Below are 22,661 nucleotides of genomic sequence, written 5' to 3'. Positions count from 1 at the left end.
CCCACCCATGCCATAGGTTCTAGTCAAGGCGTTGTCTATGTTCTGCTCCGTCACCCGTGGGGAAGAGCAGGCCTGGATAATCTGCAGCCTTGAGCCATCCGCTACGCTGATCGGAGCTGAGCTTCGATCGCTGCCTTATCGATGACCGACCAGACCTCGCGGATCCTGCCGTCCTCGAATGCGTAGAAGACGTTTTCGGCGAAGGCGATGCGTATCCCATTCACCGCCAGGCCCAGGAATTCCCCAACCGGCGTGCAATTGAAGGCCAGGCGAGCCGCCAACTTCGGTGGGTCGATCACCAGGAATTCAATGGCAAAGCGCAAGTCGGGGATAGCCCGATAATCCGCTTCCAGCATGCTTCGATAGCCGTGCAACCCTAGTGGTCTGGCGTTGTGAACCACATCCGGGTGCACGAAATGGCCCAGGTTTCCCCAGTCCTGCGCATTCAGGCAGGCGATGTAGTCGCTATAAAGATCGGCAAGGTTCGAGGTCATGGGGCTGTTTCTCCTCTCTTTGTCCCTGGTCATACAGGCGTTGCGACGGCGATCGGAGAAAGAGGGCCCACCGCTTCTGAGGCGGCTTTCGTTCTCCTCTTTCTATGACCAACTACGAGGCTACGCGGTTTTTCCCGCCGCGCTTGGCCTTATACAGTGCCGCGTCCGCTGCTTGTATCAATAGGGTTTGATCGGTCCCGTTACGCGTCGTCGAGGCCACGCCAAAGGATGCGGTAACGCTGAACGTCTGCACTCCATCCGTAGGGCTCATGCTTTCCAGCGAATCCCGGATGGATTCGGCTCGCAGGAGAGCGTCTTCAATGGAGCAATCCGGCAATATGACGATCAGCTCTTCTCCACCAAAGCGGCAGGCGACATCGGTGGCTCTGATTGACTTCATGATCAAGGATGCCGTGCTTCGCAACACCGCGTCACCTGCAGAATGACCGTGGATGTCGTTCAGTTTCTTGAAGTTGTCCAGATCGAGCATGATGACGCTCAGGTCCACTGCGTCTCGAGTGGCTTTGGAGAGTTCGCGCTTGAGCGTTTCCTCCATGAAGCGACGGTTATACAGGCCGGTCAGCGGGTCTTTGATCGACTGGACTTGCAGGACCTGGCGCATCCTGCCGTTCGCCAGCGCTAGCGCGGTTTGCTCCGCGGCAGCTTCCGCAAACTGGCGGCTGATTTCCTTATCGCCATTTCCGCCAGCATGCTGGATATGCAAGAGCCCCAGTGTTTCTCCGTAGGCTATCAGCGGCAGGCACCAGTGAATGTCGCCATCGTCGAACTCCGATTTGTCTGAGTAATGGGCGCAGCGCAGCTCATGACGATGTTCAACCACATGGGGATGGCCTCGACGTATGGCCCAACAGTCTTTGGGGCCGATGAGGACATCTGATTGAACCTCGACGTGGCCCCAGCTTGCGGCCGGTTGCAAGGCATCAGCCGAATTGCGGTACAGGTACAGCGTTCCGCTACTGCCCTCCAGCAACTGTTGGCAATAAGTGCTGACCAGTTGGAGCGTTTCCTCTTGGCTCATCTCGGTCTGCAGCAGACGAGCCATTTCTGCGAGCAAGCCTATTTCTGCGTTGCGCCGCTCGAGGTTTTTCAGGCTTTTGCCCAGTTGGGTGCTTGAAGAAAGCGCGCTAGCCGTCGATTCGGCCTGGCGTTTTATGGTCTGACGCATGGACACGTAAATGAAACGCCCCAGCACAAGCGTTAGCAGGAAGCTGGCGATGGAAACGGCGACGGCCCAACGCAAGTTGGCGTTAAGCTGGTTGTCCAGAACAGCCACTTCCTCGACTTCAGCTTGAATCAGCTCGCCTCCCAGGTCGCGGACCTGGTCCATGAGGTGCTTGCCGTTGCCCGTAGCGATTTCGGCCACCGTCGCAGCAGCACCTTGGGTGCTGCGCAGCTTGATCACCATTTCCAGGTGGTCCAGCTTCAGTGCGGACTTCTCGATGAAGTCCTCCACCTTGGCAATTTCAGCGGACGAATCGTTTCGATAGTTTTCACGAAGCAGCTTGATCGCGCCGGGAAGTTGCGACGTGGCGACGTAATAAGGCCGGAGAAATGTTTCCATCCCCGTCAATGCATACCCGCGTTCGCCTGTCTCGGCATCCACGAGCAGACTTTGCACCGTGCGAATGCATTCCAGCTGCTTCTCTACCACGTTGCGGTCGTTACGCGTTTCGTTCGTCCAGAACAGGGTAAACGGACCTACTGCGGCGGTGACGGACATGACCAGCGTGGCAGTGGCTGCTGCGAGGAGAAGTCTGGGTGTGCGATGGGGCATCGTCAGCTCCAATGGGATTCTTATTGTTATCGGCGAGTTAGGTTAACGGTTTAAGTGAATCACTCTAAAACCGCTAGACGGTCAAAAAATCGTACATTCGCTGAGAGGCCGCGCGGCTTTACGCGACCTCACGAATTAGCCTCCGGCGGGGGGTGGAATCTACGCGTTTTAGCCAGTGCCTGATACATGTCGTACCGATCAGGGTGAGCGTCGGGGGGACCGGCCGATAGCGTTTCAGAAATTTCGGCCCGCGCCGATTCAGGTGGTGTCGGCTACAGTTCCTTGTATCCGCAGGGATGTATCAAGACTGCCACGGAATATTAATCATGACGAAACGCCCTCCGTTCCAATCGCTCGGCTGCGCCGAATGTCGCAACCATGAGGCGTTGGGGTTTGATTTCACCATGGCCTTCCAGCCTATTTTCAACGTCCGGACACGCGCTGCGTTTGCTTATGAGGCGTTGGTCAGGGGCATCAATGGCGAATCGGCTGGCTACATCCTGGGGCTCGTGAACGACAGCAACCGCTACCGATTCGACCAGGCTTGCCGGGTGAAGGCCATCGAAGAAGCCGCAAGGCTGGGGTTGCTGGACATTCCCGACTGCTTGCTGAGCATCAATTTCCTGCCCAACGCCGTATACCGGCCAGAGACGTGTATCCGGGCCACCCTGGAAGCGGCGCGTCTGACCCATTTCCCGCCAAAGAGGCTCATGTTCGAAGTGACCGAAGGCGAGAAGGTGGTAGACCCTGAGCACCTCAAATCGATTTTCGTGGAGTATGAGCGTCAGGGGTTCATTACCGCCGTCGACGATTTTGGCGCGGGTTATTCGGGCCTTAACCTGCTGGCCATGTTCCAGCCGCAGGTGTTGAAGATTGACATGGCACTGACCCGAGACATCGATCGAGACTCGGTCAAACAAGCAATCGTCGAAGGCATCATCCTGGTCGCCAGACGCTTGGATATCCTGATCATCGCCGAAGGTGTCGAGACCCGTGAAGAAAGCTCGACGCTGCTAGGCATGGGTATCGAACTGATGCAGGGATATTTGTATGCAAGGCCCGCGGTCGGTCATCTCCCGGCTGGATGCTTCGATGACGGCGTGCTGTAAAGGCGGGCTCGAATCCATAGGTTCGCTACGGCAGGCGTACTTCACGATCCCATTCAGTTATCCAAGAAATCCGTGAGTATGTCTGTGGATAACCGCGCTGATGCCAAGTGGGCAGGGGGTTTGAACGGGCGCTCAAAAAATGTACAGGCAGGTTGGCATCACCTGTTCAGTTGCTTGGTCTCGTCCGAGAAACAGACACACTCTCGCTCGGAGCTGGATCAGCGGCGGGCCAAGTCCGCCAATAACCATTCACGAAACACCTCGGCTGCCGAAACACCGATGCTGGTGGGATTCAGCGCCAGGTAATACCCTCGGCTGGTACGGTACTCATGGGGCAGTACCCGAACGAGGGCGCCGGATTCCAGCAGGTCGTCAATCATCGCGCCCCATCCCAGCGCGATGCCTTCGCCTTCCAATGTCGCTTGAAACAACAACGCAGAGTTGTTGAACGACAGCGCCGGCGTAGGCGGTGCATAGGTGACGCCCATCTGTTGCAGCCAGACAGGCCAGTCCACCACGGGCCAGCGAATCCAGCGCCAGTGTTCACGGTCCAGGTGAAGCAAGCGTTCCTCCAGCAATTGTCGCGGCTCATGCAGTTGGCGATCGCCCAGATAGGAAGGGGAGCAGACAGCAAGTATCGTCTCATCGAAAAGCCGATCCAGCCTGACCCCGGGGCCCTGTCCTTCACTGCCGGTGGTGAACCCGATATCGATGTTTTCGCCCACCAGATCAAAATCGCGATCCAGTGCCAGCAGGCGCACGCCAATGTCCGGATGCGCTCGCTGGAAGGCTTGAAGGCGAGGGCGTAGCCAGTACGTCGAAAAGCCGATGGTTGCCGCGAAGGTAATGACTCCGGAAACGCCGTTGCGCAGATCGTGCACGGTGTCGGCAATGCGCTCCAGGCTTTGGTCCACGGTGGCATAGAGACGTCGGCCGGCCGAGGTCAGGCTGATATTGCGGTGGCCGCGCACGAACAGCGGCTGCCCCAATGATTCCTCCAGTACCCGGATCTGCCGGCTCACTGCGGCCTGGGTCACACACATTTCCCGCGCGGCCGAAGTGAAACTCAGCAGGCGTGCGGCCGCTTCGAAAATCACCAGGGCAGTCAGCGGAGGCAGGCGACGACGTAGTTTTTCCATGGAGAGCGGCCCTTGCGGCTGTTACCGAATGACTCGGCATTCACATTACAAAAGGTTATCCAGCAACCTGACTTTAAATCGTTTGAGCGGCTTGACGTCGTCTGGCTTGATTGAAGCGTACCGATCAGGCCCGCCAAGCCTTCAGGGCTTGGCCTATTCGTCAACCTTGCAAAACCGATACCGTCAGAGGTCACTATGAACGCACTGATGAAAGGACTTACGCACGGCCTGAAAGTAATGGCAATCGCAGGCTCTCTGCTAGGCGGCACCGCCTGGTCAGCCGAGCCGCAACCGATCCGTATTGGCTGGGTGGCCTGGCCCGATGCCGAGATCAGCGCCAAGCTCGCGGCTTACGCCATCGAACAGCAATTGCAACGCCCTGTGAAGCTGGTGATGGCCGATATCGGAATCCAATTCAAGGCCATGGAAAGTGGCGCCATCGATTTCATTCCAATGGTATGGCTGCCCACCACCCACAAGGGATATTGGGACAAATACCAGGACAAGCTGGAAGATCTCGGTGTGCTCTATGAGGGGCGCATAGGATGGACCATTCCTGATTCCATTCCCCGCGAAACCCTGAGCAGCATGGCCGACCTGAACAAGCCGCAAGTGCGTGAGAAATTGCGCGGTACGATTCTCGGGCCGGAACCAGGCACAGGCCAATCCACGTTGTCGCAAAAGGCCATGGAGGTCTATGGCATCACTGGCTACAAGCTGGTGTCGTCGTCCGGTGCAGCGGAAGTGGCGCAGTTCGCCCGGGAAATCGAGCGTGGGCGTTGGAGTCTGCTCAATGGCTGGAACCCACATTGGATGTTCGCCAAATGGAAGCTGCGTTATCTGGATGACCCCAAAGGCGTTTTTGGCAGCACCGAGCAGGTGCACGTCATCGGTCGCCCTGGTTTTCGCGAAGCGGAACCGGCCGTCGCAGCCTTCCTGAACAACTACAAATTACCGCTGCCGCAGCTTGAAGCGCTGTTATTGCAAGCCAAGGACAGCTCGGCCGACGCCGCGGTAAAAGCCTATTACGCGGCCAATAAGCCGACGTTCGATGCGATGTTTTCATCCCAGGCGACGGCCGCCGCCCAGTGATTGCCTGACGGCGCCTTCGTCTACAAGCCCAAGCCTTAAGGCTTCGTCTATCTCGGATTCCCGTGCGAGCACCGCCATGTCCAGTAATGATCCGTTGCTGCAACCCTTCGCCATCAAGCATCTGCAGTTGCGCAATCGCGTCGTCAGCACGTCACATGAACCTGCGTATACCGACCAGGGCATGCCACGGCAGCGCTATCGGCTTTATCACGAAGAGAAGGCCAAGGGCGGTGTCGCACTGACCATGATTGGCGGCTCCTCCATCGTGGCGCCGGACAGTCCACCGGCCTTCGGCAACCTTGAGATGTACCGCGACGAAATCGTGCCCTGGTTGCGCGAGCTCAGTGATGGCGTGCATCAGCATGGCAGCGCGGTCATGTGCCAGCTCACCCATCTTGGCTGGCGAGGCAGTAATTTTCACGCTGACTGGCTGCCGCTGGTGTGGCCTGGCCATGGACGCGAACCGACCCACCGCAGCTTCACCAAAAAAGCCGAAGACTGGGACCTGGCGCGAATCATTCAGCATTACGCCGACGCCGCCGAACGCTGCAAGGCGGGGGGATTGGACGGCATCGAACTGGAAGCCTACGGCCATTTGATGGATTCGTTCTGGCTTCCGGCAAACCAACGTGACGACGGGTGGGGGGGCAGCCTGGAAGGGCGTATGCATTTCTCGCTGGAGGTGTTGCGGGCGATCCGCAAGGTCGTGGGCACTGAGTTCATCGTCGGCATTCGCATGGTGGTCGAGGATGATATGCCCGGCGGGCTGTGCCGTGAGGAGGGCCTGGCCATCGCGCAGACCCTGGTCGATCACGGCATCGATTTCATCAGCGTTATCAAGGGGCGTATCGACAACGATGTCGGCATCGCCAAGGTGATTCCCGGGATGGGCACCCCTGCCGGACCGCACCTGGAATTGGCAGGTGCCGTGAGGCGTGCGGTGTCGGTGCCGGTGATGCAGGCGGCACGGATCAGCGATGTCGCCACGGCCCGTCACGCCCTGCGTGAAGGGCTGGTGGATATGGTGGGGCTAACCCGTCCGCAGATCGCCGACCCGCACTTGATTGCCAAGGTCCTGGCCGGCCAGGAAGAGAGGATTCGTCCCTGCGTAGGTGCCAGTTACTGCATGGACCAGATCTATATCTCCGGCCAGGCTCACTGCCTGCATAACCCGGCTATTGGGCGAGAGAGCAAGTTGCCTCATGAGATCACCTCGTCGGGCGGCCCCGTTCGCAAGGTCCTGATCGTCGGTGCCGGTCCTGCCGGACTGGAGGCGGCACGGGTATCTGCCGAGCGCGGACATCAGGTGACAGTGATCGAGGCCAACAGCCAGGCGGGCGGGCAGGTCCGTTTGGCATCCGTGCCATTGCGCCGTCGCGAATTGATCGGCGTGGTGGACTGGCGCGTCAGTGAATGTGAGCGCTTGGGCGTGCAATTTCGCTACAACTGCTATGCCGGGAAAGAGGAGGTGTTGGCGCTGTCACCGGACGTAGTGATCATTGCCACCGGAGGATTGCCGAACACCGAGGTTCTTGAGTACGGCAACGAATGGGTCGTCAGTACCTGGGATATCCTTGCTGGCGACGTCAAGCCGGCAGAATCGGCACTGGTGTTTGACTATAACGGCGGTCATCAGGCGCTGACCGCTGCGGAGTTCATGCTCGATCATTGCCGCGAACTGGAAATCGTCACGCCCGAACGCATGCTCGGCCCGGACATCGGTGGTTTGAACACGCCGCCTTATCTGAAGGCCTTTGCCGAACATGGCGTGCAACAGACCTTGAGCCATCAACTGACGGGGGTGCGGCGTGAAAACGGCAGATTGGTGGCGACCTTGCGCAACAGGTACGCGGATATCACCAGCGAACGAGTGGTGGACCAAGTCGTGGTTGAGCACGGCATCCTGCCGCTGGACGATGTGTATTTCGAACTCAAGGCGCTGTCGCGCAATCGTGGAGAGCTGGACCATCAAGCCTTTATCGACATAAGACCCCAATTGCTGGGGGAGGGCGGTCCTGGGTTTCAGCTGTTCAGGATTGGCGACGCGGTGAACAGCCGGGATATTCACGCCGCGATTTATGACGGGATGAGGTTGTCCATGGCGCTTTAGCTTGAGTCACGCCGTGACCATGGACAACCAGCGGCGATCCTTGCTGCGATCAAATACGAGCAGGCCCCGCAAAGTGCGGAGACTGTCCGAATGACTCGATCAGCAGCTCTGTGAGCATCCGTATCTTCCGTGCCGGATGCTGGCCTGGCGGACGGACCACGTATACACCCGCCGGGGGTGGTGGATAGCGGGTCATGATCGGCACGAGCGCCCCTGAGTTCACATGCTCATAAGTCAGGCAATCCGGCAGGTACGCGATGCCGAGTCCCGCGGTTGCGGCAGCCACGAGCGCTATGCCGTTGTCCGCCTTGAAGCGGCCCTGCGGACGAACCGTGATGACCTTGTCACCCTCCATGAATTGCCACGCTTCGGTACCCTGCAGCAGAGCCTCATGGGCAATGAGCTCGTCCGGTGTCTCTGGTGCCCCATGCGCTTTTATGTAGCCTGGGCTCGCGACGAGCTTCGTGTAGATCGGGCCGATTTTCCTCGCGATCAAATTGGAATCGGGGAGGTACCCGACGCGTATCGCACAATCGAACCCCTCGGCAATGAGATCGACGAAGCGATCGCTGTAGCAGGTCTGGATATGAAGCTCGGGGTGACGGTGTGCCATTTGCGCGAGCATGGGCGCGAAATGGGTAGGGCCAAAAGACAGAGGCGCCGCGACGCGTAAGCGACCGCGAAGGGCGCCTGTCGGCAGGATCGTTTCCCTGGCTGCCTCGATTTCGGCGCAGACCCTCGCCGCGTAATCTCGGAACGTGGCCCCGGCTTCAGTGAGGGCGGCCCCGCGCGTGGTTCGTGCAAGCAACTGGATGCCAAGTTCCGCCTCAAGCCGGGCGAGCCTGCGGCTGACGATCGACTTGGATACGCCAAGCCGGAGCGCCGCAGGCGAAACGCCCCCTGCGTCAGCCACTTCCACGAATGTTTGCAGCTCTTCTATATCCAAGTCAGCGTTCCTCTTTGTGCGACACAGCTAGCCTCGTGTTGCGACTACTGCGTCGAAAATGGGAACAGCATAATCCTTGCTTCCGGGCAATGTCGCCAGTGGCGCAGGTTGCCTGGAAACCCAAATCCACTGACAACATCAGTAGACACTTCGTCAGGGCCATGCCCGTCCATACGAGTGCGCGCTGGCTCTCTGGCACCGTGTATTACAACTGAGAACAGGACCAGACAATGACAAGCGAGACGATTCGCAACCCCCATACCGACCACCTCTTGTCGCCTGAGAATTGCGCGCTGATCATCATCGATTATCAGCCGATCCAGGTCTCCTCGATTCGCTCGATGCCCCGAGACGAGCTCGTGTTCAACATCACGAGCGTTGCCAAGGCGGCCGTCAACTACAACCTTCCTGTCATTCATTCGACGGTCAACGTCGCGACCGGCCGCAACAAACCGCCGATTCAGGCGTTGCAGGACGTGCTCGGCCATCTACCGACTTATGACCGCACTTCGATCAATAGCTGGGAGGACACTGAGTTCAAGCAGGCGGTCAAGGGCATCGGCCGCCGCAAGCTCATCATGACCGCGCTCTGGACCGAAGCTTGCCTGACTTTCCCTGTACTGGACGCGATCCAGGAGGGCTATGAAGTGTATGTGCCGGTCGATGCGGTCGGTGGCACGTCAGTCGCCGCGCACGAGGCCGCCCTTCGTCGAATCGAACAGGCGGGCGCGAAACTCATCAGCCGTGTGCAGATGTACTGCGAGCTCCAGCGCGACTGGGCACGGGAGTCGACTGTCCCGGGCTTTATGGGGGTCTTCGAAAACTTCGACGGTTTTAACGCCGAGAAAGCGCTCTAGAAGGCGCCCCGGCACCACTCAAGAAGCTGCAAACAGGATGGGGGTGGCGCTTGCGAAAGTCGCCACCCTCATACCGCTCCATCCCAGATAGGGCAACCCTGAGGACGCAGGGTTTTTTAGGTCGGACATTCAATCCGGCTGAAACGGCGATGCGCTGAGCACCACGCCAGTTTCGTCGACGTACTGCTGCCAGTGGCCAATCAAAGTGGCCAGTCTGTCCGGCTGACTCAACGCCAGGTCATGGATTTCGCCCGGGTCCTGGCCCAGGTCATACAGCTGCCAGGTCGCCGGGCCCACGGGGCCGGGGATGTACACGGCTTTCCACTGGCCCTGGCGAATCGCGCGGCGGCCAAACAGCTCCCAGCCGGTGACCGTGTGTTCGTCGTGCACCTCGCAGGTCTCGCCCGACAGGAAGCCCAGCCATGATTTGCCGCGCAATGGCGCCACGGGCTTGCCGCGCCATTGGGTGCCGGGGTGGCGTACGCCGGCCAGGTCCAGAATGGTCGGTGCAATGTCCATCACTGTGCCGAACCCATGGCTGATGCGCCCCTTGAGCGACAGCTGGGGGTAATGCACCAGCGCCGGCACACGAATCCCACCCTCGGTGGTAAATGCCTTGAACAGCCGCGACGGCGCCGTTGCCACCTGGGCCCACGACGGCCCGTACCAAACGTAGGAGTTGGCGCGGCCGATGTTGTCCAGGCTGTTGTCGTAATGCTGGTTGAGGTAGGTCAGCAACTGCGGTCCGAACTTGGGGAAGGCCTCCAGCAAGGCACCTTCGGCACCGTTATCGGACATGAACACAATGAACGTATTGTCCAATTGCCCTTGCTGGCGCAGGTACTCCACCACCCGACCGATGTTCCAGTCCATGCGCTCGACCATCGCCGCATACACTTCCATGGCACGGGCCGACACCTGGCGCTGTTCATCGGTCAAGGCGGCCCACTGGGTGTTCAATTCGATCAGCGGGTGGGGCTCGACATCGGCGTCGATCAACCCCAGGGCCTTGAGTTTTGCCAGGCGCTCCAGGCGCAATACTTCGGGGCCGGCGTCGTAGCGGCCACGGTATTTTTCAACGATGTCGGCGGGTGCCTGTAACGGCCAGTGCGGTGCGGAAAACGGCAGGTAGGCAAAGAATGGCCGGGCCTGGTCGCGCTCCTTGAGGTACTGCAGCAGTTTGTCGCCAAAGGCATCGGAGGAATAGAAGTCCTTGGGCAGTCGCTCGACGAAGGTGTCGTCCTCGATATACAGCGCCGGCGTGGATTTGAGCAGGCCCGGCGTGTGTTCGTCATAGGTCGGTTCGAAGCCGTAGTGGTTGGCCGCCCCTGGCAACAACGAGAACGAACGCTCGAAACCACGTGCGTGAGGCGCCAGTTCGGCGGTCAGGCCCAGGTGCCATTTGCCGCTCATCAGCGTCTGGTAACCGGCTTCGCGCAGCAGCTCCGGCAGCGCCACCACCTTATCGTTCAGGTAGCCTTCGTAGCCGGGCTTGCCGATCAGCTCGGGGGTGAGCGCCTCGGCCATGGTGCCGATGCCGGCGATATGGTGGTCGGTGCCGGTGAGCAGCATCGAGCGCGTTGGCGAACAGGTGGGCGCGGTATGGAAATCGGTCAGGCGCAGGCCATTCAGCGCCAGGGCGTCCAGGTGCGGCGTGGCGATTTCCCCACCAAACGCACCCAGGTCGGAGAAACCCATGTCATCGGCCAGGATCACTAGAAAATTGGGACGTTGCGACATCAAGGCGCTCCTCGTTGGCAGGCAGTCTTTCAGCAGGCGATAAAGGCCAGGGGCAGGTCGCGGATCTGTTCGCGCACCGGCGGCTGGTAATGGTCATCACTGGTCAACTCGTGCAGCAGCTCTTCACGCAACTGGTGGAATTCGAAGCTGCTGCGTTGGCGTGGATGGGGCAGGGCAATGTCGACGACTTGCTTGATTCGCCCGGGCCTCGGCTCCATCACCACCACACGGTCGGCGAGAAAAATCGCTTCTTCCACATCGTGGGTCACCAGCACTGTAGTGATCTTGGCGCGGTCACGGATCGCCAGGAGTTCGTCCTGCATCTGTTGGCGGGTCAGGGCGTCGAGGGCGCCGAAGGGTTCGTCCAGCAGCAGGATGCGCGGGCTGGCCACCAGGCCCCGGGCAATCGCCACCCGTTGCGCCATGCCGCCGGATAACTGGTGAGGATAGGCACGGGTGAAGTCGCTGAGGCCCACCAGCTCGATAAAATCGCTGATGCGCCGGTTACGTTCAGCTTCGCCGAGGGGCTCGTTGACCAGCCCCAGGCCGATGTTTTGCGCGACGGTCAGCCAAGGGAACAAGCGATGCTCCTGGAACACGATGCCGCGCTCGCCGCCGATGCCGCTGACCGTTTGGCCGTCGACGCGAATCTCGCCGCGAAACTGGGTGTCGAGCCCCACCAGCAGGCGCAACAGGGTTGATTTGCCGCAGCCGCTGGAGCCGACGATCGCGACGAATTCGCCTTCGGCAATGTCCAGGTTGAATTCACGAATGGCCTCCAACTCGAAGCCGTCGACGTCGAAGGACTTGCCCACATGGTTGAAGCTGACAATCGGTGCGTTCATGCGTGTCTCCAACGGGTAGCACGGGTTTCGATGCGTTGGCCGATCCAGTTGAGGGCTGCGCCGGTGAGGCCGACCAGGAGCATGCCGCTCATGATCAGGTCCATGCGCAGCAGTTGTTGGGCGCCGATCATCAGGCTGCCGATACCGCCGTTGGACGGCATGAAATATTCCGCACCGATGGTACCCAGCCAGGCGTAGATGAGGCTCAGACGCAGGCCGGCGAAAATCCCTGCGGCAGCGCCTGGCAAGATCAGCCGGCGCAACCGCTGGGGCAGGCTCAGGCGCAGCACTTGAGCGGCCTCGCTGAGCTGTGGCGAGAGGTTCAGCACGCTGCGTTGAGTGGCGATAAACAGCGGGAAGAACGCCGCGAGGGCGATGAATACCCACTTGGCCAATTCACCCAGACCAAACCAGGCGGTGAGCAGCGGTACCCAGGCGAAAATCGCGATCTGGCGCAGGGCTGCCAGGGTCGGTCCCAGCACCCGTTCGCTGCGTCGCGACAGCCCAAGCCACAGGCCCATGGCAAAGCCCAGGCCGCCGCCGAGCAGCAACCCGCCCAGGGTGCGCTTCAGGCTTGTGCTCAAGGCGCCGCTCAGGCTGCCGTCCAGTGCGCCGGCGACGGTGGTGTGCAGCACGATCCAGGGGCTGACCAGAATATTTGCGTCTACCCAAGCCTGTTGCGTCGCCACCTGCCACAGACTCAACAGCAGCAGGGGCAGCAGCCACGGTTGCAGGCGCTGCCAGCCTTGATAGCGCGAGCCGCGTCGAATCTGCGCGGTGGCCGGGTGCGGCCAGTGCACCCATTTACGGTCAAGCCAGCCAATGCTGTGGTCCATCACCACGCCGAATACGCCGATGATCACGATGCACACGAAGACGATATCGAGCATGAACAGTTGGCGCGCCCAGACCATCAGGTAGCCGATGCCTTCGCTGGAGGCCAGCAACTCCACCGCCAGCAGTGAGGTCCAGCCGGCCGCCAGGGCCAGGCGCACGCCGGCCATGAAGGCTGGCAGTGCGGCGGGCAGGATCAGGCGGCGGATCAACAGATGGGTGGGCAGGCGCAATACGCGGGCGGCTTCACGTAAATGGGGTTGGGCGTCGCGTACGCCCACCAGGGTATGCAGGGTCACGGGCACCACGATCGCCTTCACCAGCACCACCAGTTTCAGGGTCTCGCCGATGCCGAAAAACACCATGAACAACGGGATCCAGGCCAGCGTCGGCACTTGCGACAACGCGCTGAACGTCGGAAATACCAGGCGCTCGGTGCGCGCACTGAAGCCTAGCAGTGCCCCCAACAACGCCCCACTGCCAATACCCGCCAGCAGCCCCCAGAACAGGCGTTGCAAGCTGATTGCCAGATGGCTCCACAGCTCGCCGCCGGCCAGTTCCACCGCGCTGCTCCAGACCAGCGACGGCGGTGGCAGAATCTGTTCGCTCATCCAGTGATGGCGGCTGCCCAGCCACCACAGCGCGCAAAGCGCCAGAGGCAGCAGCCATGGCAGCAGACGTTCATTGAGTACCGGCCCGTGCGGCGTGGCGCTGGAAGCCGCGAGCGGTAGGCTCAGAAGTGAGATTCGGGCCATGGAAGACCTCCGTTGTCGCCAATGGCGTTATGTGATTCTGATCTTACAAACACGCAATCAAGATGATTGAGGGATAAGAAAAATCATTTAAAGCCTCTGTCCTGCACGCATCCAATGCATTCGAAGAATATTTTCGATGCTGTTTATGCATAGTCCTCTGGGGCCGGCGTTTTAACTTCTATAGGTCTAAAAGCTATTAAAGTGTGAATTTATAGTATTTAAAGTTTTGCCCAGCGTATGCCTACTTTCTGCTCCCCAGGCGACCCTCGCCCACAAGGAGCTGCGCTTATGAAATTGCCTTTTAAACGTCTGATCACTCTGTTCGCGGGCACTGCGTTGGCCGGGCTGGTGCATGCTGCCGAACTCAAGGAAATCCGCATTGCCGTGCCCGACCTCAGTGCTGGCAGCCAGCACAGTGGCGGCGGCATCACGGATGTGTTGCGCGAGCAACAGATCTTCGAGAAAGCCTTTGCCGACCAAGGCATCAAGATTCAATGGAATTACTTCAAGGGCGCGGGCCCGGTGATCAACGAAGCCTTTGCCAATGGCCAGGTGGACCTGGCCTACCTGGGCGATCTGGCCGCGATCATCGGTCGCTCCAACGGCCTGGATACCCGCCTGCTCAGTGCCACCGCACGGGACCTCAAGCAGTACCTCGGCGTGGTGCCGGGCTCGGGTATCAAGACCTTGCAAGACCTCAAGGGCAAGCGTGTCGCGGTGTTTCGTGGCACGGCCAGCCAGTTGTCGTTCGACGCCGCGTTGGCCAGCCAGGGCTTGAGTGAAAAGGATCTGAAAGTCATCAACCTGGATTACAACGCAGCCGGTGCCGCCTTGGCCGCCAAGCAGATTGACGCCACCTGGGGCGGCTCGAACCTGAGCGCATTGCAAGCCAAGGGGTTGGCGGAAATACCGTTGACCACCAAGGACCTCGGTGGCGCCGGCAGTGTGCAGGCGGTGCTGGTGGGCAGCAAACAGTTCGTCGACGAGCATCCCGACGCGGTGGCCAAGCTGCTCAAGGCCCAGCAGCAAGCGGTGCAATGGTTGACCGATGACAACAACAAACAGGCCTACATCCAACTGGTGTCGGGGCGGGCCAGTTACCCACCGCTGATCCTGACCAATGACTTGAAAGACCAGGCCCTCAGCGAGATCTTCCCGTCGACCCTGGACCCGGTGTTCCTGGGCAAATTACAGGGGGCGGTCGACCTGGCGTCGAAGGAAAAGCTGATTCGCAGGCCATTCCAGGTGAGTGATTGGGTGGCGCCGAACCTGGCCTCGGCAGGGCTCTGAGTCTGGTGGTGTCCGGGGTATCGCTTTCGCGAGCCAGTCGCACCGTCGCTCCCGAATTCGACCGCGTTTCGTCAGGGTGAATGCAATCGAATGTGGGAGCGAGCGTGCTCGCGAAGAGGCCGGTCAGACCGCCACGCTGATGGCCTGCTGATCCACCTCCAGCAACGTCTCGATCATCGCCTTCGCCGCTGGCGACAAGCGTGAACCGGTGCGGCTGACGATGCCGCAGCGGGCGCTCAGGGTGTCCATGTTCTGTGGCAGGTTGCGCCAGTGCAGCAGCACCAGCGTGCCTTGGGCGATGTCGTCGGCGAAGGCTTCCTCCGTGCCCACGCCGATGGCATTGGACTGCAGCACGATCTTGACCAGCGCCGGGAAATGTTCGGTCTGGATGCTCGGTGAGAAATCCATGCGCCCGCTGAGGTTCGCCAGCAGTTTGCGAATGCCCTGGGAGATCAGCGGTGCCGCCAGCGGGTAATCGAACATGTCGTTGGTCGACAGACTGTCCTTGGCCAACAGCGGGTGCCCAGGCCGGCAGAAGAACACCCCACGCTTGGGCGTCAGCGCGCGGGTCTGGAAATTCGGGTCGGTTTCGAACTGACGAATGTCGGCGATAAAAAATTCGATCTCTTCGCGGCTCAGGGCGCGGCTGAGTTTTTCCCAGTTATCCACCTGGAAACCGGTGCGGATTTTCGGGTGGGCGGTGATAAAGCGCGCCACGGCGTCGGGCACCAGTTTCACGGCGGGTGCCGGGCCACAGCCGAAGCGCAGGTCGCCGGCGTCGAGCTTGGTCATGCGTGTCACTTCACTGCTGAGCAAGGCTGCGCCATGCACCAGCGTCAGTGCGTGTTGCAGCACCACCTGGCCCTCGGGGGTGGGGCGCAGATCCTTGTGGCCACGGTCCACCAGTACGCAGCCGAATTCCTGTTCCAGCCCTTGGATGCTGCGGCTGAACGCCGGCTGGGTGATGCCCATGGCGTCGGCTGCGCGTACGAAACTGCGGTGTTCGTTAAGGGCGATGAAATAGCGCAGTTGGCGAAGATCCATATGCTTTCCCTGCATTTTAAAAATAGGTCGAAGGCATTTGCGACCAAGGGAGCTGAGGTTTTAAATGCAAGCTCTTATTCCGTCAACGATGCATTGGTTAATCTGATAGATCAAAATCGCATATTAATAGAGCGTCGCCGGAAAAGCGTTCCCACCATCAGCAGGCACATGAGGGTCACTACAATGAGCAACGCCGCATTAGCTGTTCAACCCATTGCCCAGGCACTGGACATTCACCCGGTCGCTGGCCGCATCGGTGCCGAGATCCGGGGCATCAGATTGTCCGGCGACTTGGATGCCGCCACCGTCGAAGCCATCCAGCAGGCGCTGGTGCAGTACAAGGTGATCTTCTTCCGCGACCAGACCCACCTCGACGACCAGAGCCAGGAAGCCTTCGCCCATCTGCTCGGCGAGCCGATTGCCCACCCGACGGTGCCGGTACGCGACGGTACGCGGTTCCTGATGGAGCTGGACGGTACGCGCGGCCAGCGCGCCAATTCCTGGCACACCGACGTGACCTTCGTCGACGCCTACCCAAAAGCCTCGGTGCTGCGTTCGGTGCTGGCGCCCAAGTCCGGTGGTGACACCGTGTGGGCCAACACCGCCAGTGCCTATAACGACCTCAGCACGGAGTTGCGCGCACTGGCCGATACCCTGTGGGCGGTGCACAGCAACGAATACGACTACGCCGCGATCAAGCCGGATGTGTCCGTAGAGCGGCTTGAGGAATACCGCAAGGTGTTCACGTCGACGGTGTACGAAACCGAACACCCGGTGGTGCGCGTGCACCCGGTCAGTGGCGAGAAAACCCTGTTGCTGGGGCATTTCGTCAAACGCCTCAAAGGGTATTCGCAGGCGGATTCGACCCAACTGTTCAACCTGTTGCAAAGCCACGTCACGCGCCTGGAAAACACCGTGCGCTGGCGCTGGAAGAGCGGTGACGTGGCGATCTGGGACAACCGCGCCACCCAGCATTACGCCGTGGACGACTACGGCACCCAGGAGCGTATCGTGCGCCGGGTCACCCTCAAGGGCGAGGTGCCGGTGGGCGTGCAAGGGCAGTCGAGCAAGACCATCAAGGGTTTCTAAGCCGGCGCAGACGCGAATGTGTGGGTCATGTGGCCCTCGCCACAGGAATCTCTCCCCATTGATTCGCGTCGTTTACCAGACGCCGATTTGCACCACTTTCTCCGCCTCCGGCTCACCATAACGAAACCGTTGGCCACGCAGGTCGATCTCTGTGTGGCTGATGGTGGTGCGCCGCTTCAGCCCGCGCAGCCACTCGAACAGATACCCCAGATGGCTTTCGCGGACCTCGGCATAGGCCGGGTCGCTGCCCAGGTCGTGGAGTTCCTGTGGGTCGTTTTCCAGGTCGAACAGCTGTGGACGAAAGCCGTCATAGGCCAGGTACTTCCAGCGTTCGCTGCGCACCATGGTCATGCGGCAGCGGTCGATGGGCCGTGCCAGGCGCTCGCGGGCCGGGGCCTGGAAGGCATAGTCGTATTCGGCGATGGCGTAGCGGCGCCAAGTGATGTCTTGAGCGTGCAGCAGCGGGATCAGCGAACGGCCTTCCAGGCGGTGGTCGGCAGCGGGTAGGCCCAAGGCGTCGAGGAACGTCGGCAGGGCGTCGATGGTTTCGACCAGGCGTGCGTCCACCGTGCCACGGCTGATATCGGCGGCGGCCCGCGGGTCACGCACGATCAGCGGCACGCCCACCGCAGGCTCCAGCAAAAATTCTTTCTCGCCCAGGAAGTGATCGCCGAGGAAGTCGCCATGGTCGCTGGTGAACACGATCAACGTGTCCTCCCAGCGGCCATTGCTTTGCAGAAAATCGAACAAGCGCCCGAGTTGATCGTCGATCTGTCTGATCAGCCCCATGTAGGTGGGAATCACCGTGAGCCGCACCTCGTCACGGGAAAAATTCAGGCTTTCCTGATGCTGACGGAACGCTTGATACACCGGGTGATCGCTGGTTTGCCCAGGCTGTATGGGCGTCTGGATATGCTCGGCACCGTACAACGCGTGATACGGCGCCGGGGCGATGTAGGGCCAGTGCGGCTTGATGTAGGACAGGTGCAGGCACCACGGTCGCTCGGCTTGCTCGTGGATAAAGTCGATGGCGCGGTCGGTGGTGTAGACGGTTTCCGAGTGCTGCTCGGCGACTCGCGCGGGTCGCCCGGCGTTGCGCATGTGCCAGCCGCTGAGCACCTCGCCGTTTTCACCTTCTGCCGCGTTCGCCCATTCGTGCCATGGGTTGGTGCCGTTGTAGCCCTGCTCGCGCAGGTAATGGGTATAGGGCGCGGACTCGCGTTTGTCTTCGAACAGCGGGCTGTCGGGGTAAATGCCATCGTGACGAAAGTAGGCGTCGAAACCGACTTCATTCAGCGGCTCGGCCTGCGCGCTGTCCGGGTCGATGTCCAGCCGCTGCAAGGCCTCCAGGTTGGGCGTGGCGTGGGTCTTGCCCACCAGCGCCGTGCGGATGCCATGGGGGCGCAGGTAGTCGCCGATGGTCAGTTCTTCCAGGGGCAACGGTACCGCGTTCCACGCCACCTGATGGCTGCTGACGTAGCGCCCGGTATAGGCCGACATGCGCGAGGGGCCGCAGATGGTGCCCTGGGTATAGGCGCGGCTGAAACGCACACCGGCGGCGGCCAGGCGGTCGATGTTCGGTGTATGCAGATGGGCGTGACCGTAGCACGACAGGTAATCGCGGCGCAGTTGGTCGCACATGATGTACAGCACGTTGCGGACGGTTTGGGGGGCAGGCATGAGGCTTCACCAAGTGGAGGACAGGTGAGTTTTTTCGCCGTTCGGAGGGTAGGCTGGCAAGTGCATTTGGGGACTGGGTTTGATGCAGTCAATGCATCGGTGTTGCTGCCAGCGCTTTCGCGAGCAAGCTCGCTCCCACAATTGTACGCATTCCAAATGTGGGAGCGAGCTTGCTCGCGAAAGCGCCACTTCAGACAGCGACGTTCTCCAGTGCGCACACCTCCTCATCCAGCTCATCGATCTGCTTGATTTGCTCGATCATCGCCTCCGCCAACGGCGACAAGCGATACCCCGCACGACTGACGATGCCATAGCGGGTGTAACGCTCCTCCAGGTCTTCGGCCAGGCCATCGATCGTCAGGCACACCAATTCGCCGCGAGCCATGTGCAGTACATCACTGTTGGCGCTGACGATGCCGATGGCGTCGGAACGCAGCACCACGCCCATCAGGCTGTAGCCGTTCTCGCATTCGACGTTGGGCAGGTAATCGGGCCGCCCACTGAGATCGACGATGACCTTGCGCAGGTTCGGCGGGCGGATGGTCACGGCCAGTGGGTAACTCATCAGTTGCACGGCCGTCACGCTGGGTTGCTGTGCCAGCGGGTGGCCGGCGCGGCAGCAGAAATACCATTTGCGCGGCCGCAGGCGGTAGGTGTGGTAGTCCGGGTGGGCTTCGAAGTGGCGGGTGTCGGCGACGAAGAATTCGAATTCTTCGCTGAGCAGGCGCTTGCCCAGGCTTTGCCAGTCATCCACCTGGAACTGCACGCGGGCCTTGGGGTAGCGCCCGATAAAACTGCCAATGGCCCGTGGTATCAACCCCGCCGCCGGCGCCGGACCGCAACCGAAGCGCAATTCGCCGGCTTCCAGACCATTGAATTGGCTGATCTCGTTGGCCAGTTGCTGCGCGCCACTGACCAGGCGCCGGGCATGTTCAAGCAATACCTGGCCTTGCTTGGTGGGCGCCAGGTCTTTGCGGCCGCGATCCACCAGTTGACATCCGGCGCTGTGTTCCAGGGCCTGGATACTGCGACTGAACGCCGACTGCGACAGGTTCACTGCCAATGCTGCCGCGACAAAACTGCGTTGTTCGGCAAGGGCGATGAAGTGGCGAAGTTGGCGCAGATCGATATGCATTTTTCACATCAAAAATATCGGGGAAATGCATTGGCTATGCATCAGGTCGACTCCTTATAAAGGCTATCTCTTATGCAGTAAATGTTCGTAAAAACATAAATAAATAACCTTATGGAATATCTGATGGTGGATATTTCCGGGTTCCGGAGCCGCTTATGAGTCTGTTGAAGCCCGCTGTACCTTGCTCTCCCTGGAAGCTCAAACGCCTGCCCCTGGCCATGTTGCTGGCCGGCAGTGCCAGTTGGACACCCAGCCATGCAGCCGAACCGGCACCCTCGGGTGAAAGCGCCAGCGGCCAACTGGAAACCGTCACGGTGACCGCCCGGCGGCGTACGGAAAGCGCCCAGGAGGTGCCCACGCCGATGAGCGTGATCGGCGGCCAGGCGCTGGAAAGCCAGCGGGTCTATCGGATTCAGGATTTGCAGCAACTGGTGCCCAGCGTCAACGTGGCCTACATGCATGCGCGCCAGTCCAGCGTGTCGATTCGCGGCCTGGGCAACAACCCGGCCAGCGACGGGCTGGAAGGCAGCGTGGGCTTGTATATCGACAACGTGTACCTCGGCCGGCCGGGTATGGCGGTGTTCGACCTGATGGACATCGAACAGCTCGAGGTGTTGCGTGGTCCCCAGGGCACGTTGTTCGGCAAGAACACCACGGCCGGGGTGATCAATATCAGCACCCGTGCGCCGAGTTTCACTCCGGAGCGCAGCATCGAAACGTCGCTGGGCGAGGACGGTTATTTCCAGACCAAGGGCACGATCTCCGGCTCGCTGACCGATGAACTGGCGGGGCGTTTCTCGGCCTATCGCACGCGCAGCGACGGCGACATCAAGAACGAATACGATGGCCATGACCTCAACGGTGGCTCGCGCCAGGGCTTTCGCGGGCAACTGCTGTACAAGCCCAGCGAAACGTTCAACCTGCGCTGGATCGGTGACTACAACGAAGAGGACTCCAGCGCCGGCACCCGTGTGTTGTACAGCACCGGGCCGACCATCAATGGCACCAACCTCTACCAGTCGCGGGCGGCCGCTGCGGGGGCCACCCTGGTCGACGGCACCCATCGCAAGGTCAACCTGGACAGCGACCAGCGCGTCACCGTGTTCCAGGGCGGCACCTCGCTGGAAGCCAACTGGACGTTGCCCAGCGATTTCACCCTGACCTCGGTCAGTTCCTATCGCTTCTGGAATTTCACCCCGCGCAACGATGATGGCCTTGACGTGCCGGCGTCCTATAACGGCGGCGTATCGGTGGAAGACAAACAGTGGTCCCAGGAATTTCGCCTGGCATCGCCCACGGGTGGCTTCTTCGACTACGTGCTGGGCGCCTATTATTTCGGCAACTCGCTGGACAACAAATCCTTCGTCTCTTACGGGCCCCAGGCGGATATCTGGAACGGCACGCCAGCAGGCGCGCTGGCCAACGTCAGTACCGTGGGCAACGGGCACATCCGCACCGACAGTTTCGCCCTGTTCGCCCAAGGCACCTGGCACCTTACCGAGCGCCTGGATTTCACCGCAGGCTTGCGCGGTACTTATGAAGAAAAAAGCGCCTGGGTGACGCGTAACAGCCCAGTGGGCGGTGCGGCCGTCACGGGCGCTGCCGCGACGGCTCGCCGTAACCGTACCGGCGCCTATGACTCCGGCGACCTCACGCAATACAGCGCCAGCCCTTCGGGCTTGCTCAACCTGAGCTACCGCTTGAACGACAACCTGCTGGGCTACGCGACCTTGTCCCACGGCGAGAAGTCCGGTGGGGTCAACCTCGTGGTCGGCTCCGCACCGACTGCCGGGGCGGACTCGCTGCTGGTCGGCACCGAGCGGGCCAACAACGCCGAGCTGGGTTTCAAAAGCACGTTGTGGGATCGGCGCCTGCAGCTCAATGCCAACCTGTTCTGGACCCAGGTCAACGGCTACCAGACCAACGCCTATGACCAGGACAATCGCGTGCAGTACCTGACCAACGCAGGTTCCGTGCGCTCGCGCGGCGTGGAAGTGGAAAGTACCTGGGTGCCGATCAAGGGCCTGACGCTGAACCTCAACGGCTCGTTCAACGATGTGCGTTACCTGAGCTACAAGGATGCGCCGTGCCCACCGGAAGTCAGTCTGCGCCCAGGAGCGCCGGCTTCCTGCGACCTGAGCGGGCACCCAGTGGTAGGGGCTTCGAAGTGGATCGCCAATGCCAACGGCGAGTACAAGTGGAATCTGGACAGTGGCTTCGAGCCCTACGTCACCGGCAGCTATGCCTTTCGCTCCAAGGCCGTGGGCACGGTGGAGGATTCCGACTACGGACAGATTCCTGCCTATGCGGTGGTCAACCTGTCCACCGGCTTGCGCGGCAATTATGAGCAGGGACAGTGGGACGTGTCGTTGTGGCTGAAAAACGCCTTCGACAAAACCTACTACACCACCCTGTGGACCGGCGGTAACGGCGGTTACGAAGGCCTGTTGGGGAGCCCGCGCACGCTAGGGGTGACCGGGCGCTACGACTTCTAGCCCATGGGATAGGTGGCCGGGTTCAACACCCGTGCCACCCGCAGCATGGTCAGCGCCGTCACTCGTGTGCGCAAACAACCTGTCGAGCCATGCCTTTAATGAATATTTTGCATGCCTGAAAAAGCATCGAAAAATTGTGTCTCGGCGCCAGGCCACGCGGGCCGCGGCTTTAGCGTGTGCGTGAGTTTCAATTATTCATTTTGGGTATATGT

The 22,661-nt window shown here is 60.6% G+C and carries 17 protein-coding genes; 7 read left to right on the top strand and 10 right to left on the bottom strand.

Features of this window, described 5'->3' with window-relative positions:
* Positions 1-101: 101 nt before the first annotated feature.
* Together BLU85_RS13550 and BLU85_RS13545 are read right to left on the bottom strand one after the other, a co-directional pair.
* Positions 102-494: an ester cyclase gene (locus BLU85_RS13550; protein ID WP_092202998.1), complete on the bottom strand. Its 393-nt coding sequence runs from the start codon at positions 492-494 to the stop codon at positions 102-104.
* A gap of 112 nt (positions 495-606) precedes the next feature.
* Entirely contained in the window at positions 607-2,289 is a 1,683-nt protein-coding gene (locus BLU85_RS13545; RefSeq protein WP_092203000.1) for a diguanylate cyclase, read from the bottom strand.
* Between the two features lie 326 nt (positions 2,290-2,615).
* Here BLU85_RS13545 and BLU85_RS13540 point away from each other — a divergent pair, with 326 nt between their 5' ends.
* Positions 2,616-3,398, top strand: coding sequence for an EAL domain-containing protein (locus BLU85_RS13540; RefSeq protein ID WP_092203002.1), 783 nt, complete (start codon positions 2,616-2,618; stop codon positions 3,396-3,398).
* A 218-nt stretch (positions 3,399-3,616) separates the two neighbouring features.
* On the opposite strand, the gene BLU85_RS13535 is transcribed toward BLU85_RS13540, so the two are convergent.
* Positions 3,617-4,537, bottom strand: coding sequence for a LysR substrate-binding domain-containing protein (locus BLU85_RS13535; protein WP_092203004.1), 921 nt, complete (start codon positions 4,535-4,537; stop codon positions 3,617-3,619).
* A gap of 207 nt (positions 4,538-4,744) precedes the next feature.
* On the opposite strand from BLU85_RS13535, the gene BLU85_RS13530 reads away from it, so the two are divergent.
* A complete protein-coding gene (locus BLU85_RS13530; protein WP_256572870.1) occupies positions 4,745-5,629 on the top strand; it encodes a glycine betaine ABC transporter substrate-binding protein in 885 nt (294 codons plus the stop codon).
* A 76-nt stretch (positions 5,630-5,705) separates the two neighbouring features.
* The gene (locus tag BLU85_RS13525; RefSeq protein ID WP_092203008.1) at positions 5,706-7,739 is read left to right on the top strand and encodes an NADH:flavin oxidoreductase; all 2,034 of its coding nucleotides are present in this window, start codon (positions 5,706-5,708) and stop codon (positions 7,737-7,739) included.
* A gap of 49 nt (positions 7,740-7,788) precedes the next feature.
* Here the strand turns inward: BLU85_RS13525 and BLU85_RS13520 are convergent, their stop codons facing one another.
* On the bottom strand, positions 7,789-8,685 hold the full coding sequence (locus tag BLU85_RS13520; RefSeq protein ID WP_092203010.1) for a LysR family transcriptional regulator: 897 nt from the start codon (positions 8,683-8,685) through the stop codon (positions 7,789-7,791).
* Positions 8,686-8,915: 230 nt separating this feature from the next.
* Here BLU85_RS13520 and BLU85_RS13515 point away from each other — a divergent pair, with 230 nt between their 5' ends.
* On the top strand, positions 8,916-9,542 hold the full coding sequence (locus tag BLU85_RS13515) for a hydrolase (RefSeq protein WP_060742882.1): 627 nt from the start codon (positions 8,916-8,918) through the stop codon (positions 9,540-9,542).
* Between the two features lie 129 nt (positions 9,543-9,671).
* Here the strand turns inward: BLU85_RS13515 and BLU85_RS13510 are convergent, their stop codons facing one another.
* From BLU85_RS13510 to BLU85_RS13500, 3 genes are read right to left on the bottom strand one after another with little or no spacing between them, the layout of a single operon-like run.
* On the bottom strand, positions 9,672-11,282 hold the full coding sequence (locus BLU85_RS13510; RefSeq protein WP_092203012.1) for an arylsulfatase: 1,611 nt from the start codon (positions 11,280-11,282) through the stop codon (positions 9,672-9,674).
* Positions 11,283-11,311: 29 nt separating this feature from the next.
* Positions 11,312-12,127 (bottom strand): ABC transporter ATP-binding protein, encoded by an 816-nt coding sequence (locus BLU85_RS13505; protein ID WP_092203014.1) that lies wholly within the window; start codon positions 12,125-12,127, stop codon positions 11,312-11,314.
* Complete coding sequence (locus BLU85_RS13500) at positions 12,124-13,716, bottom strand: ABC transporter permease (protein WP_092203016.1); 1,593 nt, start codon at positions 13,714-13,716, stop codon at positions 12,124-12,126. The genes BLU85_RS13505 and BLU85_RS13500 overlap by 4 nt, the downstream gene beginning before the upstream one ends.
* 288 nt (positions 13,717-14,004) lie before the next feature.
* On the opposite strand from BLU85_RS13500, the gene BLU85_RS13495 reads away from it, so the two are divergent.
* Positions 14,005-15,006: an ABC transporter substrate-binding protein gene (locus BLU85_RS13495; RefSeq protein ID WP_092203018.1), complete on the top strand. Its 1,002-nt coding sequence runs from the start codon at positions 14,005-14,007 to the stop codon at positions 15,004-15,006.
* Positions 15,007-15,129: 123 nt separating this feature from the next.
* Here BLU85_RS13495 and BLU85_RS13490 read toward each other — a convergent pair whose 3' ends face one another.
* Positions 15,130-16,050 (bottom strand): LysR family transcriptional regulator, encoded by a 921-nt coding sequence (locus BLU85_RS13490; protein ID WP_092203020.1) that lies wholly within the window; start codon positions 16,048-16,050, stop codon positions 15,130-15,132.
* A gap of 183 nt (positions 16,051-16,233) precedes the next feature.
* Between BLU85_RS13490 and BLU85_RS13485 the strand changes: the two genes are divergently transcribed.
* A complete protein-coding gene (locus tag BLU85_RS13485; RefSeq protein WP_092203022.1) occupies positions 16,234-17,139 on the top strand; it encodes a TauD/TfdA dioxygenase family protein in 906 nt (301 codons plus the stop codon).
* A 72-nt stretch (positions 17,140-17,211) separates the two neighbouring features.
* Here the strand turns inward: BLU85_RS13485 and BLU85_RS13480 are convergent, their stop codons facing one another.
* On the bottom strand, positions 17,212-18,819 hold the full coding sequence (locus BLU85_RS13480; protein ID WP_092203024.1) for an alkaline phosphatase family protein: 1,608 nt from the start codon (positions 18,817-18,819) through the stop codon (positions 17,212-17,214).
* Positions 18,820-19,009: 190 nt separating this feature from the next.
* Positions 19,010-19,954: a LysR family transcriptional regulator gene (locus tag BLU85_RS13475; RefSeq protein ID WP_092203026.1), complete on the bottom strand. Its 945-nt coding sequence runs from the start codon at positions 19,952-19,954 to the stop codon at positions 19,010-19,012.
* Positions 19,955-20,109: 155 nt separating this feature from the next.
* Between BLU85_RS13475 and BLU85_RS13470 the strand changes: the two genes are divergently transcribed.
* The gene (locus BLU85_RS13470) at positions 20,110-22,449 is read left to right on the top strand and encodes a TonB-dependent receptor (protein WP_092203028.1); all 2,340 of its coding nucleotides are present in this window, start codon (positions 20,110-20,112) and stop codon (positions 22,447-22,449) included.
* Positions 22,450-22,661: the final 212 nt, after the last annotated feature.

Origin of the sequence: Pseudomonas sp. NFACC14 (assembly GCF_900106885.1) — a bacterium.
Classification (GTDB): Bacteria; Pseudomonadota; Gammaproteobacteria; order Pseudomonadales; family Pseudomonadaceae; genus Aquipseudomonas; species Aquipseudomonas fluorescens_AA.
The sequence above is the reverse complement of the archived record's forward strand: the minus strand, read 5'-3'. Positions and strand labels throughout refer to the sequence as shown.

Coding starts and splice junctions, on each gene's coding strand:
- BLU85_RS13540 (WP_092203002.1), top strand. CDS start 2,616: ATGACGAAACGCCCTCCGTTCCAATCGCTCGGCTGCGCCGAATGTCGC.
- BLU85_RS13505 (WP_092203014.1), bottom strand. CDS start 12,127: ATGAACGCACCGATTGTCAGCTTCAACCATGTGGGCAAGTCCTTCGAC.
- BLU85_RS13500 (WP_092203016.1), bottom strand. CDS start 13,716: ATGGCCCGAATCTCACTTCTGAGCCTACCGCTCGCGGCTTCCAGCGCC.
- BLU85_RS13495 (WP_092203018.1), top strand. CDS start 14,005: ATGAAATTGCCTTTTAAACGTCTGATCACTCTGTTCGCGGGCACTGCG.
- BLU85_RS13490 (WP_092203020.1), bottom strand. CDS start 16,050: ATGGATCTTCGCCAACTGCGCTATTTCATCGCCCTTAACGAACACCGC.
- BLU85_RS13470 (WP_092203028.1), top strand. CDS start 20,110: ATGAGTCTGTTGAAGCCCGCTGTACCTTGCTCTCCCTGGAAGCTCAAA.
- BLU85_RS13480 (WP_092203024.1), bottom strand. CDS start 18,819: ATGCCTGCCCCCCAAACCGTCCGCAACGTGCTGTACATCATGTGCGAC.
- BLU85_RS13535 (WP_092203004.1), bottom strand. CDS start 4,537: ATGGAAAAACTACGTCGTCGCCTGCCTCCGCTGACTGCCCTGGTGATT.
- BLU85_RS13530 (WP_256572870.1), top strand. CDS start 4,745: ATGAAAGGACTTACGCACGGCCTGAAAGTAATGGCAATCGCAGGCTCT.
- BLU85_RS13515 (WP_060742882.1), top strand. CDS start 8,916: ATGACAAGCGAGACGATTCGCAACCCCCATACCGACCACCTCTTGTCG.
- BLU85_RS13475 (WP_092203026.1), bottom strand. CDS start 19,954: ATGCATATCGATCTGCGCCAACTTCGCCACTTCATCGCCCTTGCCGAA.
- BLU85_RS13550 (WP_092202998.1), bottom strand. CDS start 494: ATGACCTCGAACCTTGCCGATCTTTATAGCGACTACATCGCCTGCCTG.
- BLU85_RS13510 (WP_092203012.1), bottom strand. CDS start 11,282: ATGTCGCAACGTCCCAATTTTCTAGTGATCCTGGCCGATGACATGGGT.
- BLU85_RS13485 (WP_092203022.1), top strand. CDS start 16,234: ATGAGCAACGCCGCATTAGCTGTTCAACCCATTGCCCAGGCACTGGAC.
- BLU85_RS13525 (WP_092203008.1), top strand. CDS start 5,706: ATGTCCAGTAATGATCCGTTGCTGCAACCCTTCGCCATCAAGCATCTG.
- BLU85_RS13545 (WP_092203000.1), bottom strand. CDS start 2,289: ATGCCCCATCGCACACCCAGACTTCTCCTCGCAGCAGCCACTGCCACG.